A 17,381-nucleotide genomic window follows, 5' to 3' on the forward strand; every position below is an offset into this window, starting at 1 on the left:
CGCGCGATCGTGTTGATTGTTGAGTGAGTTTGTGCAAATTCGTGCAAAGCAGCACGCTCTGGAGGGTTCATGCGCCGCTTCGCCGCAGTCCTGGCCGCCGCCACCGCTGCGGCCACCGCCTTCACCGCCCCCGCGCTCGCCACGACCGTGCCCGCGCCACCAGGCACTCCGGCACCATCGACCGAGCCACTCGGCTCGTCACCGCCGATGGCCTGGAACAGCTGGAACAAGTTCGGATGCAACATCAACGAACAGCTCATCCGGGAAACCGCCGACGCGATGGTGGGCTCCGGTCTCCGCGACGCCGGCTACCGGTACCTCAACCTGGACGACTGCTGGGCCGAATCCGACCGCGACGCGGCGGGAAGGCTGGTGCCGAGCGCGAAGCACTTCCCCAGCGGTATCAAGGCGCTGGCGGACTACGTCCACGGCAAGGGCCTCAAACTCGGCATCTACACCAGCGCGGGCACGCGGACCTGCGCGGACACCATGCCCGGCGCGCTCGACCACGAAAAGGACGACGCGCAATCGTTTGCGGACTGGGGCGTCGACTACCTCAAGTACGATAACTGCAACAACCAGGGCAGGCCCGCGATCGAGCGGTACCGCGCGATGGGCGACGCGCTGAAGGCCACCGGCAGGCCGATCGTCTACGCGCTGTGCGAATGGGGCGAGAACAAGCCGTGGGAATGGGGCCGTGACGTCGGCGCGCAACTGTGGCGCACCACCGGCGACATCAGCGACAACTGGTCGAGCATGACCGGCATCCTCGACCGGCAGGCCGGCCTCGAGGCGTACTCGGGCCCGTCCGCGTGGAACGACCCGGACATGCTCGAAGTCGGCAACGGCGGCATGACGACGGACGAGTACCGCGCGCACTTCGCGTTGTGGGCGCTGCTGAACGCGCCTCTGATCGCGGGCAACGACCTCCGTTCGATGGACGAGACCACGAAGAAGATCCTGCTCAACGCCGACCTGATCGCGGTGGACCAGGACTGGGGCGGCAAGCAGGGGCACAAGGTCCGCGACGACGGTGACGCGGAGGTGTGGGCGAAGCCGATGTCCGACGGGTCCGCGGCGGTGGTGCTGTTCAACCGGGGTGGCACGGCGACGACGATCACGAGCGGCGCGGCCGAGGCCGGGCTGGGGCATGCGGTGGACTACCGGCTGCGCGATCTGTGGAGCGGCGCCGAATCCGAGACCACCGGCACGATCCGCGCGGCCGTCCCGCCGCACGGCGCGGCGGTCTACCGGGTGTGGCCGCAGCGCGTCCCGCAGGCGGCGCCGCACGGCACGCTTTCCTTGCAGGCCCCCGAATTCGCGGACAGGGCACAACCGTTCACCACGACGCTGACGCTGGCGAACGACGGCACCACCCCGTTGCTGGCCGGATCCGTGCGGCTCACCGCGCCCGGCGGCTGGGCGGTCGACGGCCGGACCGACGCGTTCTTCCCCGTTGTCGCACCGGGGAAGTCGTGGCAGCGTTCGTGGACCGTGCGGCCGAAGGCGCCTGCCGGGGAGAAGATCGCGCTCACCGCGCAGACGCACTACGCGACCGCGTGGGGTGCGCGGAAACTGGACGCCACCACCACGGCGACCGTGGCGACCGCGCCGTCGCCCGGCGTCACCGCGCTCTCGAAGGCGGCTTGGGTATCGGCGGAAAACGGTTACGGGCCGGTCGAACGCGGCACCAGCAACGGCGAGGACAAGGCGGGCGACGGGCATCGGATGGTCATCGGCGGCACCGTCTACGACGACGGCCTCGGCGTGCACGCGCCGTCACGCGTCCGGTTCTACCTCGGCGGGAAGTGCACGTCGTTCTCGTCGGCGGCCGGGGTGGACATGGAGAAGGCCAAGGGCAGCGCGACCTTCGGCGTTCTCGGCGACGGCAAGCGGCTCGCGGGGACCGGCGTCCTGCGCGCCGGGCAGCCCGCGCGGGCGCTCGAAGCGAACCTCACCGGGGTCCGGGTGCTCGAACTGGCGGTGACCGACGGCGGTGACGGCGTCGACTCCGATCACGCCGACTGGGCGGACGCGCGGATCACCTGCTGACCGGGCGCGCGGCAGCGTGTTCGATGACGGCCCAAGCGGCGGCGGCGTCCTGCACCCCGACGCCCGTGCTGTTGTAGAACACGATGTCGCGGTCGCGCACGCGTGCCGTGGCCTTGCCGAGCAGGACATCGCCGAGCTGCACGATGTCCTGTTCGCGCAGCACACCGGCGGCCAGCGCGTCGATGACCGGGCCCGCGTGCGCGATCGCGGTCGGCGCGTGGTCGACCGTGACGGTGGTGGCCGCCGCGAGCACGGACCGGTCGGCCTCGCGGCGATGCGGTTCGAACGAGCCGACCGCGAGCACCGTGCACCCCGGTGCGAGCTGGGACGCGCGGAGCACGGGTTCCGCGCTGACCGTGCACAGCGCGACCAGATCGGCGTCCTCGACCGCTTGCCCGATCGTCGGAACGGCTTCGACCGCGAACCCGAACTCGGCGTTCAGCTCCGCCGCCGCCGCTCTCCGGCGGCCTTCGTCCCTGCCGAACAACCGGACCCGGCGCAGGCCGCGCACCGCGGCGATCGCGCGCACGTGGGCCTTTCCCTGCGCACCGCAGCCGATCACGGCGAGGTCCCCCGCGTCGGGCTTGGCCAGCACGTCGGCGGCGACCGCGCTGGCGGCCGAGGTCCTGCTCGTGGTCACCGCGGCACCGTCGAGCACCGCGACCGGCTCGCCCGTCTCCGGGTGCAGCACGGTGATCAGGCCGTGGATGCTCGGCAGGCCCCGCGCGGCGTTGCCGGGGTTGAAGCTGACGAACTTGCACACCGGGCCGCTGTCGGGCGACAGCCTCGCCGAGTAGGTGAGCGCGAGCGACCCGTCGGTGCCGCCTTCGACGACGGTTTTCGGCGGCATCACCGCGTCACCCCTGCCGAGCGCGACGAACGCCCTCCGCTGCGATTCGATCGCGACACCGACTCCCAGCGCGGCGTCGACCTCTTCGGCGGAAAAGAATCGTGGCGCGGTCATCGCGTCCTCCGTTCGTAGGCGTCCAGCAGCTGCACCTCGGCCTCACGAAGGTAGACGTCGAGCAGCCGCTCAGCACCATCGTGGTCCCCGCTTTCCAATGCGGTGAGAATTCCTTGGTGCCGCTCGATGAACGGTGCGAAGAACGCGCTGGTGGGTTCGGTGAGCACGAAGAAGAGCCGCGTTTCGGCGAGCACCTGCCGCGCGGTGCCGCTGATCCGCTCGCTGCGGGCCAGATCGGCGACCGCCTGGTGGAAGTGGATGCTCGCGGTCCCGACGTCGCGCCAGTTCCCCTGCGCGGCACCGCCACGGCCGTCGGCGACCGCCCGCGCGACCGCGGCGAGGTCCGCCGCCGGGAGTTCCCCGGCCAGCCGGATCGCGGCGCACTCGATCGCGCGCCGCGTGCGGTACAGGTCGGCGATGTCGGCGGCGGTCAGCTCGCGCACGAACACCCCGCGGTTGAGCTGGTGCACGGTGAGCCGTTCGTGCGCGAGGAGCTGGAACGCCTCGCGCAGGGTGTTGCGGGACACCCCGAGCGCGGCGCCGAGCGCGGGCTCGGAAAGTCTGGTGCCCGGCAGGAACACCCCCTCGGTGATCCGCCTGCGCAGGATGCTCGCGACCCGTTCGGCGGTACCGCTGCGCGCCAGCAGCCCGCGGTCGGCGGCCAGTGTCTCCGCGGCGTCAGTGTCCATGCCCTTGCGTCTACCGGACGCCGAGTTCGAAGTCGAGGCTGTACCGGTTTCCCGGCATCGCGCCCGCCGCCTTCGCGCCGTCGATCGGCAGCACGACCCCGTTGACGAACCGCGATTCGTCACTGGCCAGGAACACCACGGCCTTCGCGACCTCCCACGCCTCGCCGACGCGCGCGGCGGGCGTGCTGGCGACGAGCTGGTGCTGCTTCGCTTCGAACTCCTCGGCCGAGGCGAGCGTGCCGCGCAGCATGTCGGTGTCGATCGCGCCGGGGTTCACCGTGTTGGCGCGGATCCCCTGGTGCGCGTGCGCGACCGCGACGGACTTCATCATGCCGACGAGCGCGTGCTTCGTCGCGTTGTACACCGGGTCGCCCGGCCTGCCCATCACGCCGCCGTTGGAGGAGGTGGTGACGATGCTGCCCGCCGTGCGCTCGATCATGTGCGGCAGCACCGCGCGGGTGCCGAGGAACGCGGCGCGCACGTTGAGCGCGAAGATGTTGTCGAACTCCGCGAGCGTGGTGTCCGCGAGCGGTTTGCCGAGATGGATGCCGACGTTGTTGAACAGCACGTCGATCCGGCCCTGCTCGGCGATGACCTCGCGGACGAACGCGTCCACTTGCGACTCGTCGGTGGCGTCCACTGTGGAGTGCCGGTACCCGTCGATCTCCTCGGCCGGCTCGCGGATGTCGCTCGCGTACACCGTCGCGCCCTCGGCGAGGAACTCCTTGACGGTGGCCAGCCCGATCCCCCTGGCACCGCCGAAGACCACCGCCACCTTGTCCCGCAACCTCGTCATCAGTCTTCCTCTCCTCTGGTCGTCCGCACGATCTCGTAGTCGCCCGGCAACCGGACGAGTGCCTCCGGTGCGCCGGTGTACCGCACCTCGACGCCGTACCGCTCGCGCGCCGCTTCGACGGAGACGTACCCGTCGACGACGTCCGCGAGCACCTCCGCCGGATCCCGTTCCTTCGGGTCGCCGAGGCCACCGCCGCCCGGCAGCACCACGTCGACCTCCGCGCCTTCCGCGAGGGGCACCCTGCGCTTCGGCGGCAGGTCCTCGCCACCGGTCAGCCCGAAGCGGCCCGGCGCGCCGTCCTGTCCACCGTCCACACCGGACGCCGGGTACCGCGTCCGGTCGACGTTCCCGTTGACGCTCCAGGAAACCTCCGGCAGTGCCGCCATCCTGGTGTACTGGCCGAGCCCGCCGCGACGGCGGCCAGGGCCCCCGGAGTCCGTGCGCAACACGCGTTCTCGCTGGATCAGCGGCGCCATCGTCTCGATCACCTCGGCCGGGGTCGACCGCAGTCCACTCGGGAATCCCGTGGTGGCCAGCCCGTCCTTGGTCGCGCGCGCCCCGATCCCGCCGGTCTGGAACACGTTGAGCATGAAGTCGCCGCCGGGGCCGGTGCCGCGCCAGATCAGCATCCACAGCGCGTCCGCGCTCGCCGCCATGGTGGTCTCCGGCACCGCGTGCCGCAGCGCGCCGATCAGCAGCGAGGGCAGGAAGTGCCCGATGAGGTGCCGCGAGGCGACCGGTGCGGGCTCGGCGCAGTTGAGGATCGAGCCCGCGGGCGCGGTCACGCGCACCGGGCGGAACGAACCCGCGTTGTGCGGCACCTGCGGGGAAACAGCCGCCTTGACCGCGAACGACGCGTACGCGCGCGTGTAGTTCAGCACCACGTTGATGCCGTGCCTGCTCTGCGGCGACGAGCCGGTGAAGTCGACGTGGACGTCTTCGCCGCCGACCGTGACGGCCACCCTCAGCACGACCTCCTCGTCGCCGAAGCCGTCGGTGCGCATTTCGTTGGTGTAGGTGCCGTCCGGGATCCGCGCGAGCGCGTCCCGCAGCGCGCGTTCGGACCGGTTCATGATCTCGGCCGCCACGTCGTCGAGCGTTTCGAGCCCGAACTCGGCCAGCAGCCTGACCAGGCTCGCCGCGCCCACCTCGTTTCCGGTGACCTGCGCGTGCAGATCGCCGATCGTCTCCTCCGGGGTGCGCACGTTCGCCCTGATCAGCAGTTCGAGATCGGCGTTGACCGCGCCGGCGCGCAGGAACTTCATGATCGGCAGGCGAAGGCCCTCCTCGAAGACCTCGCCCGCCTCGGCCGAGACGAGCCTGCCGCCGATGTCCGGTGCGTGGCAGCAGGACGCGAACCACGCCACCAGCCTGCCGCGCGCGAACACCGGGGTCGCCACGGTGATGTCGTTGATCTGGCCCGCGGTCTGCCACGGGTCGTTGGTCAGCAGGACGTCGCCGGGTTCCAGCCGCTCCGGCGGGTAGGCGGCGGTGAAGTGGTGCATCCCGGTGGCCATCGCGTTGATGTGCCCGGGGGTGCCGCCGATGGACTGGCCGATCATCTCGCCGCGCGAGTCGAACACCGCGCAGGCGAGGTCGAGCGATTCCCTTACCACGGACGAAAACGCGGTGTTGACGAGCGCGTTCTGCTGTTCGGCGAGGATCGAATGCAGCCTGCTGCCCACGACGCCGACCAGTATCGGGTCCGTCATACCGTCACCTCCAGGCTGGCGTCCTCGCGGACGACGCAGTGCGCACCCGGCGGAACGACCAAAGTGGACTCCCGCTCTTCGACGATGGCAGGGCCGCCGAACCCGTCGCCGGGGCGCAGCACGTACCGGTCGAACACCGGCGTGTCGACAAATCCACCCGCTTCGGGGAAGTAGGCGGCCCTGGTGCCCTTCTTCGCCTCGCCGGTTTCCCCGCCGTGCACCCGTAGTGCCACCTCCGGGGCCGGTCCGCTCGACACCACCCGCCAGTTGAGCACCTCGACTCCCACGTCCGGGCCGGTGCGCCGGTACAGCTCGCGATAGGTGCGGGTGAACGCGGCCACGAGCGGCTTCGGCCAGTCACCGGTGTCCTCGGGCACCTCGACCCTGATCTCGTACCCCTGCCCGGTATAGCGCATCTCCGCGATCCTGCGGTGCCGGACTTCGGCACTGTCCACACCGGACTCGGCGAGCAGCGCTTCGCCTTCGGCCTCCATCTCCGCGAAGAGGGCTTCGGCGGCCGATCCGGTCAGGTCGTCCACCCCGGACCGCGCGGACCGGACGAAGTCGAAGGCGAGCGGCGCGGTGAGGAACCCGAGCGCGCTCATCACCCCGGCCGCGGGCGGGGCCACGACACGCGGTGCGCCGAGCGCCTTCGCCACCCCGGCGCCGTGCACCGGCCCCGCTCCGCCGAAGGCGAACATCGGCAGTTCGGCGGGGTTCTTCCCGCGCTCGACCGCGTGCACGCGCGCCGCGTTGGCCATGTCCTCGTCGACGCTGGCGTGGATGCCGTACGCCGCCTGCTCCACGGAAACCCCGAGCGGGACGGCGATCCTGGTGCGGATCGCCTCGCGTGCCGCGCGCGCGTCCAGGCTCATCGCGCCGCCGAGGAAGTAGCCGGGATCGAGGTAGCCCAGCACGAGATCGGCGTCGGTCACGGTCGGTTCGGTGCCGCCGCGCGAGTAGCACACCGGGCCCGGCTCGGAGCCCGCCGAATCGGGCCCGACGGTCAGCAGGCCCAGCGGGTCGATGCGCGCGATCGACCCGCCGCCGACCCCGATCTCGATCATGTCCGTCACCGGCACCTTGACCGGCAGCCCCGATCCGGGCAGCAGCCGGTACACCCGCCCGATTTCGAACTCGTGCGTCACCAGCGGCGCGCCGCCGGAGATCATGCACAGCTTCGCGGTGGTGCCGCCCATGTCGAACGCGAGGAGATCGGCTTCCCTCGCGCCCGCACCGAACGCGGCCGCCGCGAGGGCGCCACCGGCCGGGCCGGATTCGAGGATCCGGATGGGGTGGCGCGCGGCGGTGTCGACGGTCGCGATCCCGCCGTTGGACAGCATGATGTGCGGTGCGGGCCCGATTCCCGCGCGGTGCAGCCGTTTTTCGAGATCGCGCAGGTACCGCTCGGTGAGGTCCTGTACGTACACGTTCGCCGCCGTCGTCGACGCGCGCTCGAACTCCCGGATCTCGGGCACGACCTCGCTGGAGAGCGCGACCCGCAGGCCGGGGGCGACCTCGCGCAGGATCTCCGCGACGCGGCGTTCGTGGCGGGCGTCGGTGAACGCGTGCAGGAAGCAGACCGCGACCGCCTCGATCCCGCGCACGGCCAGCTCGCGGCCGAGCCTGGCCACGTACTCCTCGTCGAGCGGGGTGTCGACGGTGCCGTCGGCCAGTATCCGCTCCGGCACGTCGAAGCGGAGATGCCGCGGCACCAGCGGTTCCGGCAGTTCGATCAGCAGGTCGTACAGCTCGTACCGGTGCTCTCGGCGCATCTGCAGCACGTCGCGGAACCCCGCGGTGGCCAGCAGCGCGGTCCGCGAGCCCTTGCGCTCGATCAGCGCGTTCGTGACCAGCGTGGTGCCGTGCACGAGCTGCGTGACCGGCCCGGCATCCGCCAGCGTGGCGCGCAGGACCTCTTCGACCGCGCGGGCCGGCTCGTCGTGCGTGGTCAGCACCTTGCCGACGGCCACCACACCCGTCGCGTCGAGCACGCACAGATCGGTGAACGTGCCGCCGATGTCGACGCCGATCCTCACTTGGCCCCCTTCCGGTGCCAGCGGGGCGAGGTGTTCACCGGCGGCCGCAGCGCCGCGCCGACGACCAGCACGTTCGGCCCGGCGGCGGCGGTCAGCTCCGTCCACTTCGCACGGAACTCGGCGCCGAACCCTTCGACGCGTCCGGCGGGGATGCCGAAACTCCTCGCCAGCGCGACGAAATCCGGGGTGTCCAGGTCGACGCCCCGATGGGCGACGCCCTCCTGGTCCTGGTCGAACCGCAGCATCCCGTAGCCGCCGTCGTCGACGACGAGGACGGTCAGCGGCAGCCGCTCCTGCGCGAGCGTGGCCAGATCGCCGCAGCCGTAGAGGAACCCGCCGTCGCCGGTGACGCACACCGTCCTGGCACCCGACGCGGCGGCGCCGAGCGAGGCGGGGAAGCCGAATCCGAGCGTGCCCCAGCCCATCGGGTAGACGAAGGTGCGCGGCTCGCGCACGCGGTGGAACCCGCCCGCCCAGTACCCGGCGACGCACATGTCGGCGACCACGACCGTGCCGGGGTCCAGTTCGGCGAGCGCGTCGAGGAAGACCGCCGCCTGCGGTTCCTCGGTCTCGATCCGGTGCCGCACCTGGCTTTTCAGGTCGTCGAGCGGCGGCGGCGCCTTTCTCGGCAGACCTTCGGCGAGCCGCGCGGTCACCTCGCGAGCGTCTCCGACGAGCGTGAGATCGGGCGGGTAGTTCTTCGCGGCGTCCTCCGCGTCGATGTTCACCACGAGCAACTTCGGCGGAGGCGGCATGAGCCAGTTCTGCGTCATCAGGCCGTCGAAGTCGGTGCCGATCCCGAGCACGACGTCGGCCCTGTCCCACAGCGCGCCGACCTCGGGAGCGTGCACCGGATTCGGCGCCAGGCACGGATGGGCCTGGCCGAGCAGCCCGCGCGCGGCGAACGTGGTGACGACCGGCGCGCCGAGCCGCTCCGCGAGCGCGCCGATCTCGGCACCCGCGCCCGCACGCAACGCGCCGCCGCCCGCCCAGACGAGCGGGCGCTCGGCCGCCGCGAGCGACTCCCGTGCCCGCTGGATGTCCACTTCGGACGGAACGGGCAGCGGCTCCGGTACCGGTACCGCGCCGATCTCCCCCGCCGGTTTCCGGAGCAGGTCGGTCGGGATGCCGACGTAGACGGGGCCGCTCTGCGGGCGCAGCGCGAGCGCGGCCGCTTCGAGGACCACCGCCGCGATCTCGTCGGCGGTACCGGCGGTGAACGTCCCCTTCGTCACGGGTTCGAACAGCGCGGCCTGGTCGCTCGTCTCGTGCAGGACTCCGCGCACCACACCGGGTTTGCGCAGCGTGGACGGGATGTCCGTGGCGATCACCAGCACCGGCGATCCCGAAGCCTGCGCCTCGCCGACGGCGCCGAGCGTGTTCGCCGCACCCGGGCCGGTGGTCACCAGTGCGACGCCGAGCTTCCCGGTCGCCCTCGCGTACCCGTCCGCGGCGTACCCGGCGGTCTGCTCGTGGCGGACGCCGATCAGCCTTCGCCCGGCGAGCGCCTCCCAGACCGGCAGGTTGTGCACACCGGGGAGCCCGAAGGCGACCTCCACCCCGAGCGTCGCCAGTGCGTCCGCCAGCCGATCGGCACCCGTTTTCGTCACCGGGGAGACGGTACCGAATCGTTCAACGATCCAGCAATAGCAGTTCAGACGATGTTGTGCTCGGACGCCGTCAGGGTCCGTTCGGCGAACCGGCGGACGTCCAGGTCGGCGACGTCGATGGCGGGCGCCCTGCCGAGGAACAGGTCCCGCATGACCGGCCCGATCGCGGGCCCCATCTGGAAGCCGTGCCCGGAAAACCCGGTGGCGTAGAGGAACCGCGACACCCCGGCGGCCTCGCCGACGATCTGGTTGTGGTCCGGTGTCATCTCGTACAGCCCAGCCCACGCGGTCTTGACCCCGGCGTCGAGCACGGACGGGACGCGGCGCTGCGCCAGCTCGGCGAGCCGCGGCAGCCAGGTCCCCGCTTCGTAGCGGGTGTCGAACCCCGGCCGGGCGAAGGGATCGGGGAACGACATCGCCAGCCCGTCGCCCTCGCGGTGGAAGTAGAACGCGGACGGCATCTCCACGGTCAGCGGCACCGAATCCGGTATCCCGGCGACCGGGCCGGTGCACACCACCTGCCGCCGGTGCGGTTCGACCGGCAGGTCCACGCCCGCGAACGCGCCGACCGCCCGCGACCACGCACCCGCCGCGCACAGCACGGCCGAGGTGCGCACCCGCCCCGCCGACGTGCGCACGCCGGTGATCTCGTCGCCGTCGCGGTCGATGCCGTCCACCGTCACGCCGGTGCACAGCGTGGCGCCGTGCGATCGCGCCGCACGCGCGTACCCCTGAACGGCCGAGTCCGGTGTCGCCTTCGCGTCACCCGGTGACCACACCGCGGCCAGCACGCCGTCGATGTCGATCAGCGGCGACACCCGTTTGGCCTCCGCGGCGTCGACGAGTCCGCTGTGGACACCGTAGGAGTTCTGCAGCGCGACCCCGCGCTCGAACTCGGGCAGCTCGGCCGGATCGGTGACCAGGTACAGGTAGCCGTCGCGGCGGAAGTCGATCTCGGTGCCGTACCGGTTCGCGAAGGCCGCGTACTCTTCGAGCCCGGCCAGGCCGAGTTCGATGTTGACCCTGCTGGTGAACGACGACCTGATCCCGCCGGCCGCCTTCGCCGTCGACCCGCCGCCGAGCGGTCCCCGTTCGACGAGCACGACGTCCACACCGGACTCGGCGAGCCGGTGGGCGCAGCTCACGCCGATGATCCCGCCGCCGACGACAACGATGTCCGCGGCCGCGGGAAGGGTCGTCATCGCGGGTCGATCTCCTCTGCCGTCGGTGGCGGACCGGGCGGCGTGCCGTCCCCGAAGGGCCTGCCGCCGAGCGACTCGCGGCCGTGCGGGCTCGCCCAGCCCGACAGGTCCGGGCCCGCCGGCACGATCCGCGTCGGGTTGACCTGCTCGTGCACCTGGTAATAGTGGCGCTTGATGTGGTCGAAGTCGACGGTGTCGCCGAAGCCCGGAGTCTGGTACAAATCGCGCGCGTAGGCCCACAGCACCGGCATTTCCGCGACTTTTTCCCGGTTGCACTTGAAATGCCCGTGGTAGACCGGGTCGAACCGGACGAGCGTGGTGAACAGCCGGATATCGGCCTCGGTGATGGTGTCGCCGACGAGGAAGCGCTGCTTCTCCAGCCGCGCCGACAGTTCGTCCAGCTTGGCGAACAGGCGCCGGTAGGCGTCATCGTAAGCGGCCTGTTTCGCCGCGAAACCCGCTTCGTAGACGGCCGCGTTCACGTCGGCGTGCACACCGCGGTTGACCTCGTCGATCTCGTCGCGCAGCCGTTCGGGATACAGCTCGGGCGCGCCTTCGCGGTGGTGCGCCGTCCATTCGGTGGACAAGTCGAGGGTGATCTGCGGATAGTCGTTGGTGACGAGCTTCCCGCTCGGCACGTCGACGACCGCGGGCACGCTGATCCCGCCGTCGTAGTCCGGTTCCGCGGCGAAGTACGCCTCGGCGAGGTACTTGATCCCGAGCACCGGGTCCCGGTCACCGGGATCGAGGGTGAAGCGCCAGCTCTTCTCGTCCTGGATCGGGTCCGCGACGGCGACCGGAAGCGCTTGCTCCAGCCCGAGCAGGCGGCGCACGATCAACCCGCGGCTGGCCCACGGGCAGGCACGGCTCACCACCAGCCGGTAGCGGCCGGGCTCGACCGGCCAGCCGTCGCGGCCGTCGGCGGTGATGCGCGCGTCGAAATGGTTGGCGGAGCGGTGGAACTCGCCGGTGTCCGGATCGGTCGGGATGGTCATGCCCCCGACGATAGGCGCGGTTCCCGCGTTTCGCTTTCCCGTATGGAGCAGCGGGCTTTCTCCCCGCGCCGACTCTGTGCTTAGACTCTGGCACTCGGCGTGCAGACGCGGGCCCGACGAAGGACTACGAGGTGGTTTCCATGCCCCTGATGCCCGTGACCGACTCGATGTTCCTGCTGGTGGAGACCCGCGAACATCCGATGCACGTCGGCGGTCTCGAACTGTTCGAGAAACCGGAAGGCGCGGGCCCGAACTACCTGAGCGAGCTTCGGCAGCGGCTGCGCGAGGACACGAACATGCGCTCGATCTTCCGCCGCAGGCCCGCGAACCCGGTCAACACCGCGGGTCACCTCGCCTGGTCGGACGACACCGATCTCGACATCGACTACCACTTCCGGCACTCCGCGCTGCCCCAGCCCGGCCGGATCAGGGAACTGCTCGAACTGACCTCGCGCTGGCACGGCACGCTGCTCGACCGGCACCGGCCGCTGTGGGAGATCCACCTCATCGAAGGCCTGCAGGACGACCGGTTCGCGATCTACAGCAAGATCCACCACGCGCTGCTCGACGGCGTTTCCGCGCTGCGGCACCTGCAGGGCACGCTCAGCGACGACCCGGACGACCTCGACTGCCCGCCGCCGTGGGGCTCGCGCGCGGTCAACGGCCACCGGAACGGGCGAGCGCCGCAGCCGTGGTTCAAGACCGCGGGCAAGACGCTGAACCAGCTCGCCGGGATCGCGCCCGCCGCGTACAAGGTGGCGAACGAGGCGTTCCGCGAGCACACGCTGACCCTGCCGATGCAGGCGCCGAAGACGATGCTGAACGTGCCGATCGGCGGCGCGCGCCGGTTCGCCGCGCAGTCCTGGTCGCTCGAACGCGTGCGCGCCGTCGCCACCGCGGCCGGGGTTTCGCGCAACGACGTCGTGCTGGCCATGTGCTCCGGCGCGCTGCGCGACTACCTGATCGAACAGCGCGCGCTGCCGGACGCCGCGATGACCGCGATGGTCCCGGTGTCGCTGCGGGCCAAGACGGACAACGGCGAAGCCGGGGGCAACAACATCGGCGCGCTGCTGTGCAACCTCGGCACCGACAAGGCCGACCCCGCCGACCGGCTCGCGGTGATCCACAAGTCGATGCGCGACGGCAAGCGGATGTTCAAGCAGCTCACCCCGTTGCAGGTGCTGCTGCTCTCGGGCATCAACGTCGCCGCGCTCGGCGCGTCCCCGATCCCCGGCGTCGTCAACAGCACCAAGCCGCCGTTCAACCTGGTGATCTCGAACGTGCCGGGGCCGCGGTCCCAGATGTACTGGAACGGCGCCCGCCTCGACGGCATCTACCCCGCGTCGGTCCTGCTCGACGGGCAGGCGCTGAACATCACGCTCACCAGCAACGGCGACAATCTCGACTTCGGCATCACCGGGTGCCGCCGCAGCGTCCCGCACCTGCAGCGCATCCTCACCCACCTGGACACCGCGCTCGCCGAACTCGAATTCGCCACCCGCTGACACTTCCGTTCGCGGTGTCCCGAAGGTGACCTTCGGGACACCGCGAACGGGAGTGTCCAAAAAGGACAACAGCGTCAGTTGCCGTCGGCGGCACAGAGGGCGCCGGGCGTCACGATCCACAGCTTCCCCGGTACTTTCCCGATTACACTCGGTGTCGCGTCCGAAGTGGACCACTGGTTCACCGGGTTCGCCATACCCGGCGCGGAGCACTTTCCCTCGCACGGGGCCGGCCGTAGTTCTTGCCCGCTTCGATCTTGTTCAGCTCGTCGAAGGCACCTTCTCCGCCCCGTCGATCTCGCGGACCTTCTTCGAGTCCTTCTCGGCGAACACGGCGGTGCCGTCCGGGAGGAAGCCGACGGACCATGCCTCCCGCAGGCCGCTCGCGACCTTCTCCGGCGCGGCGGCGGGTGACCCCGGCGCGGCCGACGCCATCGAAGGGGCCACCTGGACGCGGCCAACCACCTCTGGCGCCGGAGTGGGCACCACCTTCTGGGCGTACGGAACATCGTACATCAGATCTATTACGACTCCGTTAGGTAACATATTTTACAAAGGATTGGACCAGACCAGCGAATCTAGCGCAAGCGAGCCGCGAACTTCGTTTCCGCTATGGATATCCGGGCACAGGTGCTTCTACTGTCGACCTGCCCCATCCGGCCCTTTGGGTGACGGCGATGCGTCGTGCCGTCAGTGATCCGAGGAGTGCACATGAAGGAAACCCAGGTCGAGGTCTGGACCACCCCGGACTTCGTGGAGTACGAGACCCCCATGGAAGTCACCGCGTACGCGGCTCGCATGGAGGACTAGGAGTGCGAGGTGGAGGGCCGCCCGCCCGGTCCTCCACCTTCCCCGCGAACGCCGGTCGAGGAGGACACCGTGACCGCTGTACCGCTCAAGGAAACTGCTCCGCTCAGTGAAACCGAGTTCGTCGCCGCGCTGCGAGGGCTGTCCCACCGGTACTGGGGAACGCATCCCTTCCACCACCGCCTGCACGACGGCGACCTCGACGAGCGCGAACTGAAGATCTGGGCCGCGAACCGCTGGTACTACCAGTGCGTGCTCCCGCGGAAGGACGCGGCGATCATCAGCAACTGCCCGGTACCGGAGATCCGGCGGCACTGGCTCGACCGGATCGTCTACCACGACGGCACCGCCCGCGACGGTGAAGGCGGTATCGAACGCTGGCTGCGCCTGTGCCAAGCGGTCGGCCTGACCCGCGAAGAAGTGCTCGACGAGCGCCACCTCGTTCCCGGCGTGCGGTTCGCCGTCGACGCCTACGTCGACTTCGCGAGGACCAAACCGTGGGTGGAGGCGGTCGCGTCCGGGCTGACCGAAATGTTCGCGGGCCACCTCATGCGCCGCCGGGTGAGCGACATGCTGGCGAACTACGCGTGGATCCGCGCCGAAGACCTCGCCTACTTCACCGACCGGATCGATGCCGTCTCCGGTGCAGGACAGGCCACAGTGGACATAGTCGTGCGGTATTCGGTCACCCGGGCCCAGCAGGAGGCCGCGATCGCCGCGCTCTCCTTCAAGTGCGACGTGCTGTGGTCCATCCTGGACGCGGTCGAGCGCGCGTGCGAAAAGGACTGATCATGGCGAAACCCAAGCTGCGCAACGGAGTCCGGCTCACCTACGACCGGACGAGGCAGACCCACGTGCTGTTGTTCCCCGAGGGCGTGCTGGTGCCCAACGCGACCGCCGCCGCGGTGCTCGGGCTCTGCGACGGCGAAGCCACCGTCGAGGAGATCACCGCCTCGCTCGGCGAGCGGTACTCCGGGGTGCGCGCGCAGGAAGTCGTTGACGTACTGGAAAAGCTGGCCGACCGGCAGGTGCTCCGATGGACGTGACCGAACCGCCGCTCGGCCTGCTCGCCGAGCTGACCCACCGCTGCCCGCTGCACTGCCCCTACTGCTCGAACCCGCTCGAACTGCTCGCCCGTGACGCCGAGCTGGGCACCGTGGACTGGCTGTCCATCCTGACCCAGGCACGTGATCTCGGTGTGCTCCAGGTCCACATGTCCGGCGGGGAACCGTTGGCGCGCCCCGATCTCCCCCGTCTCGTCGAGCACGCGACCGGCCTCGGCTGCTACGTCAACCTCGTCACGAGCGGGCTCGGGCTCACCGATGCCCGGCTCGCCGATCTCGCCCGCCGCGGCATCGCGCACGTCCAGCTGTCCGTGCAGGGCGCCGACGCCGAGCGCGCCGACCGGCTCGCCGGCGCCAAGGCGTTCCACCACAAGGTCAGGGCGGCCGCGCTGGTCAAGGCCCACGACCTCCCGCTGAGCGTGAACGCGGTGCTGCACCGGCGGAACCACGACCAGCTCGCCGGGATCATCGCGCTCGCCGAGGAAATGGGAGCCGACCGGCTCGAACTGGCGAACACGCAGTACTACGGCTGGGCCCTGCGCAACCGCGACGCGCTGATGCCGACCCCGGACCAGCTCGCGGCCGCCGAACCGATCGTGCGGGCCGCGGCCGAACGGCTGCGCGGGCGGATGGAGATCATCTACGTCGTCGCCGACTACTACGAGCCGTACCCGAAACCGTGCATGTACGGCTGGGGCGCGCGGCAGCTGACCGTCGCACCGAACGGCGACGTGCTCCCCTGCCCGGCGGCGACCGCGATCACCACCCTCGACCTCGACAACGTCACCGAGCGGCCGCTCGCGGAGATCTGGTACGACTCGAGCTCGTTCAACGCCTACCGCGGCGAGGACTGGATGCGCGAGCCGTGCCGCACGTGCGACCGCCGCGGACTCGACCACGGCGGCTGCCGGTGCCAGGCGTTCCTGCTCACCGGTGACGCGGCGGCGACGGACCCGGTGTGCTCCCGCTCGCCGGATCGCGGCGCCGTCGATCTCGTCCTCGCCGCGCCAAGGACCGAACCAGCGCTGGTCATGCGGCATCCGGAGGTCACGCGATGAAGGTGGCACTGCTCGGCACCGCGGCGGGCGGCGGCTTTCCCCAGTGGAACTGCGCGTGCGCGTTGTGCCTGAGCGAGGCGGCGCCGCGCACGCAGGACTGCCTCGCGGTCAGCGCCGACGGCAGGGGCTGGTACCTGGTCAACGCCTCCCCGGACATCAGGGCACAGGTACTGGCGGCCCCGGAGCTGGCGCCCGGCCCCGGCCCGAGGGAAACCCCGCTGCGCGGCGCTTTCCTCACCGACGGCGAACTCGATCACGCACTGGGCCTGCTGATGCTGCGGGAAGGCGCCGGCCTGACCGTGTGGGCGCCCGCCGCCGTGCTTCATGCGACGCGCCATGCGCTGCCGATGCAGGCCGTCGTGGCCGGGTACGGCGACTGGACGTGGCGCCCGCTCGCCTCCGGCGCGGTGATCGACGGCCTGCGGGTGTCGGTGCTGCCGGTCAGCAGCAAACGCCCCAGGTACGCCGCGTCGTCCACAGTGGACGGCCCATGGGTGGTGGCGTACCGGTTCGACGACCCGGCGACCGGCGGCTCACTGGTGTACGCACCGTGCCTGGCGTCGTGGCCGCCCGGTTTCGACCACTTCGTGCGCGGCGCGAGCTACGTACTGCTCGACGGAACGTTCTACGGCGGCGGCGAAATGTCCGGGGCCACCGGCTCGCCCGCCGACGGCGCCCAGCGCGCGATGGGCCACCTGCCGGTCGCCGGGACGGACGGCAGCCTGACCCGGATCCGGCGGCACCTGGCCGCCGCGCCGGGGCAGCGCTGGGCCTACACGCACCTGAACAACACGAATCCCTTGGTGGACCACGACTCCGCGGAGTACAAGGAGGTCCTCGCCACCGGTGTCGACCTCCCGCGCGACGGGACCGTGCTCACGCTGTGACGGG

The 17,381-nt window shown here is 70.9% G+C and carries 16 protein-coding genes; 7 read left to right on the plus strand and 9 right to left on the minus strand.

Translation table 11 applies throughout. From position 1 onward, the window contains the following. The first annotated feature begins 69 nt into the window (after window positions 1-69). Window positions 70-2,052: an NPCBM/NEW2 domain-containing protein gene (locus tag ABD256_RS17575; RefSeq protein ID WP_344419310.1), complete on the plus strand. Its 1,983-nt coding sequence runs from the start codon at window positions 70-72 to the stop codon at window positions 2,050-2,052. Here ABD256_RS17575 and ABD256_RS17580 read toward each other — a convergent pair. Genes ABD256_RS17580 through ABD256_RS17615 form a run of 8 tightly spaced genes read right to left on the minus strand, consistent with a single transcriptional unit; the run spans window position 2,042 to window position 12,059 of the window. Beyond that, window positions 2,042-3,016, minus strand: a complete 975-nt coding sequence (locus tag ABD256_RS17580; protein ID WP_344419312.1) for an ornithine cyclodeaminase family protein — start codon at window positions 3,014-3,016, stop codon at window positions 2,042-2,044. The two genes, ABD256_RS17575 and ABD256_RS17580, sit on opposite strands and share 11 nt — an antisense overlap. Further along, the gene (locus tag ABD256_RS17585; protein WP_344419315.1) at window positions 3,013-3,705 is read right to left on the minus strand and encodes a GntR family transcriptional regulator; all 693 of its coding nucleotides are present in this window, start codon (window positions 3,703-3,705) and stop codon (window positions 3,013-3,015) included. Before ABD256_RS17585 ends, ABD256_RS17580 begins: the two co-directional genes overlap by 4 nt. Before the next feature lie 10 nt (window positions 3,706-3,715). Beyond that, window positions 3,716-4,501 carry an SDR family NAD(P)-dependent oxidoreductase gene (locus ABD256_RS17590; protein WP_344419318.1) on the minus strand — a complete coding sequence of 262 codons (786 nt, stop codon included), beginning with the start codon at window positions 4,499-4,501 and terminating at the stop codon, window positions 3,716-3,718. After that, the gene (locus tag ABD256_RS17595) at window positions 4,501-6,213 is read right to left on the minus strand and encodes a hydantoinase B/oxoprolinase family protein (protein ID WP_344419320.1); all 1,713 of its coding nucleotides are present in this window, start codon (window positions 6,211-6,213) and stop codon (window positions 4,501-4,503) included. Before ABD256_RS17595 ends, ABD256_RS17590 begins: the two co-directional genes overlap by 1 nt. Next, entirely contained in the window at window positions 6,210-8,252 is a 2,043-nt protein-coding gene (locus ABD256_RS17600; RefSeq protein ID WP_344419323.1) for a hydantoinase/oxoprolinase family protein, read from the minus strand. Before ABD256_RS17600 ends, ABD256_RS17595 begins: the two co-directional genes overlap by 4 nt. Then, window positions 8,249-9,862 (minus strand): thiamine pyrophosphate-binding protein, encoded by a 1,614-nt coding sequence (locus ABD256_RS17605; protein ID WP_344419326.1) that lies wholly within the window; start codon window positions 9,860-9,862, stop codon window positions 8,249-8,251. Before ABD256_RS17605 ends, ABD256_RS17600 begins: the two co-directional genes overlap by 4 nt. Before the next feature lie 44 nt (window positions 9,863-9,906). Further along, complete coding sequence (locus tag ABD256_RS17610; RefSeq protein WP_344419328.1) at window positions 9,907-11,064, minus strand: NAD(P)/FAD-dependent oxidoreductase; 1,158 nt, start codon at window positions 11,062-11,064, stop codon at window positions 9,907-9,909. Next, window positions 11,061-12,059, minus strand: coding sequence for a glutathione S-transferase family protein (locus ABD256_RS17615; RefSeq protein WP_344419329.1), 999 nt, complete (start codon window positions 12,057-12,059; stop codon window positions 11,061-11,063). The genes ABD256_RS17610 and ABD256_RS17615 overlap by 4 nt, the downstream gene beginning before the upstream one ends. Window positions 12,060-12,199: 140 nt before the next feature. On the opposite strand from ABD256_RS17615, the gene ABD256_RS17620 reads away from it, so the two are divergent. Beyond that, window positions 12,200-13,564, plus strand: coding sequence for a WS/DGAT/MGAT family O-acyltransferase (locus tag ABD256_RS17620; protein ID WP_344419331.1), 1,365 nt, complete (start codon window positions 12,200-12,202; stop codon window positions 13,562-13,564). A gap of 258 nt (window positions 13,565-13,822) precedes the next feature. Here the strand turns inward: ABD256_RS17620 and ABD256_RS17625 are convergent, their stop codons facing one another. After that, on the minus strand, window positions 13,823-14,077 hold the full coding sequence (locus ABD256_RS17625) for a hypothetical protein (protein WP_344419333.1): 255 nt from the start codon (window positions 14,075-14,077) through the stop codon (window positions 13,823-13,825). A 195-nt stretch (window positions 14,078-14,272) separates the two neighbouring features. Here ABD256_RS17625 and pqqA point away from each other — a divergent pair, with 195 nt between their 5' ends. The 5 genes from pqqA (at window position 14,273) to pqqB (ending at window position 17,377) form a co-directional block, all read left to right on the plus strand. Further along, entirely contained in the window at window positions 14,273-14,371 is a 99-nt protein-coding gene (pqqA, locus tag ABD256_RS17630) for a pyrroloquinoline quinone precursor peptide PqqA (protein WP_215542011.1), read from the plus strand. 69 nt (window positions 14,372-14,440) lie between these two features. Then, window positions 14,441-15,157 (plus strand): pyrroloquinoline-quinone synthase PqqC, encoded by a 717-nt coding sequence (gene pqqC / locus ABD256_RS17635; RefSeq protein ID WP_344419340.1) that lies wholly within the window; start codon window positions 14,441-14,443, stop codon window positions 15,155-15,157. Between the two features lie 2 nt (window positions 15,158-15,159). Further along, the gene (pqqD, locus tag ABD256_RS17640) at window positions 15,160-15,414 is read left to right on the plus strand and encodes a pyrroloquinoline quinone biosynthesis peptide chaperone PqqD (RefSeq protein WP_344419343.1); all 255 of its coding nucleotides are present in this window, start codon (window positions 15,160-15,162) and stop codon (window positions 15,412-15,414) included. Continuing rightward, window positions 15,405-16,490 carry a pyrroloquinoline quinone biosynthesis protein PqqE gene (gene pqqE / locus ABD256_RS17645; protein ID WP_344419346.1) on the plus strand — a complete coding sequence of 362 codons (1,086 nt, stop codon included), beginning with the start codon at window positions 15,405-15,407 and terminating at the stop codon, window positions 16,488-16,490. Before pqqD ends, pqqE begins: the two co-directional genes overlap by 10 nt. Continuing rightward, window positions 16,487-17,377 carry a pyrroloquinoline quinone biosynthesis protein PqqB gene (pqqB, locus tag ABD256_RS17650; protein ID WP_344419349.1) on the plus strand — a complete coding sequence of 297 codons (891 nt, stop codon included), beginning with the start codon at window positions 16,487-16,489 and terminating at the stop codon, window positions 17,375-17,377. Before pqqE ends, pqqB begins: the two co-directional genes overlap by 4 nt. Window positions 17,378-17,381: the final 4 nt, after the last annotated feature.

Source organism: Amycolatopsis minnesotensis (assembly GCF_039529815.1).
Lineage (GTDB): Bacteria > Actinomycetota > Actinomycetes > Mycobacteriales > Pseudonocardiaceae > Amycolatopsis > Amycolatopsis minnesotensis.

Excerpts from the sequence above, each read along its gene's own strand:
- ABD256_RS17575 (WP_344419310.1), top strand. The coding sequence starts at position 70 with ATGCGCCGCTTCGCCGCAGTCCTGGCCGCCGCCACCGCTGCGGCCACC.
- ABD256_RS17580 (WP_344419312.1), bottom strand. The coding sequence starts at position 3,016 with ATGACCGCGCCACGATTCTTTTCCGCCGAAGAGGTCGACGCCGCGCTG.
- ABD256_RS17585 (WP_344419315.1), bottom strand. The coding sequence starts at position 3,705 with ATGGACACTGACGCCGCGGAGACACTGGCCGCCGACCGCGGGCTGCTG.
- ABD256_RS17590 (WP_344419318.1), bottom strand. The coding sequence starts at position 4,501 with ATGACGAGGTTGCGGGACAAGGTGGCGGTGGTCTTCGGCGGTGCCAGG.
- ABD256_RS17595 (WP_344419320.1), bottom strand. The coding sequence starts at position 6,213 with ATGACGGACCCGATACTGGTCGGCGTCGTGGGCAGCAGGCTGCATTCG.
- ABD256_RS17610 (WP_344419328.1), bottom strand. The coding sequence starts at position 11,064 with ATGACGACCCTTCCCGCGGCCGCGGACATCGTTGTCGTCGGCGGCGGG.
- ABD256_RS17615 (WP_344419329.1), bottom strand. The coding sequence starts at position 12,059 with ATGACCATCCCGACCGATCCGGACACCGGCGAGTTCCACCGCTCCGCC.
- ABD256_RS17620 (WP_344419331.1), top strand. The coding sequence starts at position 12,200 with ATGCCCCTGATGCCCGTGACCGACTCGATGTTCCTGCTGGTGGAGACC.
- ABD256_RS17625 (WP_344419333.1), bottom strand. The coding sequence starts at position 14,077 with ATGTACGATGTTCCGTACGCCCAGAAGGTGGTGCCCACTCCGGCGCCA.
- pqqA (WP_215542011.1), top strand. The coding sequence starts at position 14,273 with ATGAAGGAAACCCAGGTCGAGGTCTGGACCACCCCGGACTTCGTGGAG.
- pqqD (WP_344419343.1), top strand. The coding sequence starts at position 15,160 with ATGGCGAAACCCAAGCTGCGCAACGGAGTCCGGCTCACCTACGACCGG.
- pqqE (WP_344419346.1), top strand. The coding sequence starts at position 15,405 with ATGGACGTGACCGAACCGCCGCTCGGCCTGCTCGCCGAGCTGACCCAC.
- pqqB (WP_344419349.1), top strand. The coding sequence starts at position 16,487 with ATGAAGGTGGCACTGCTCGGCACCGCGGCGGGCGGCGGCTTTCCCCAG.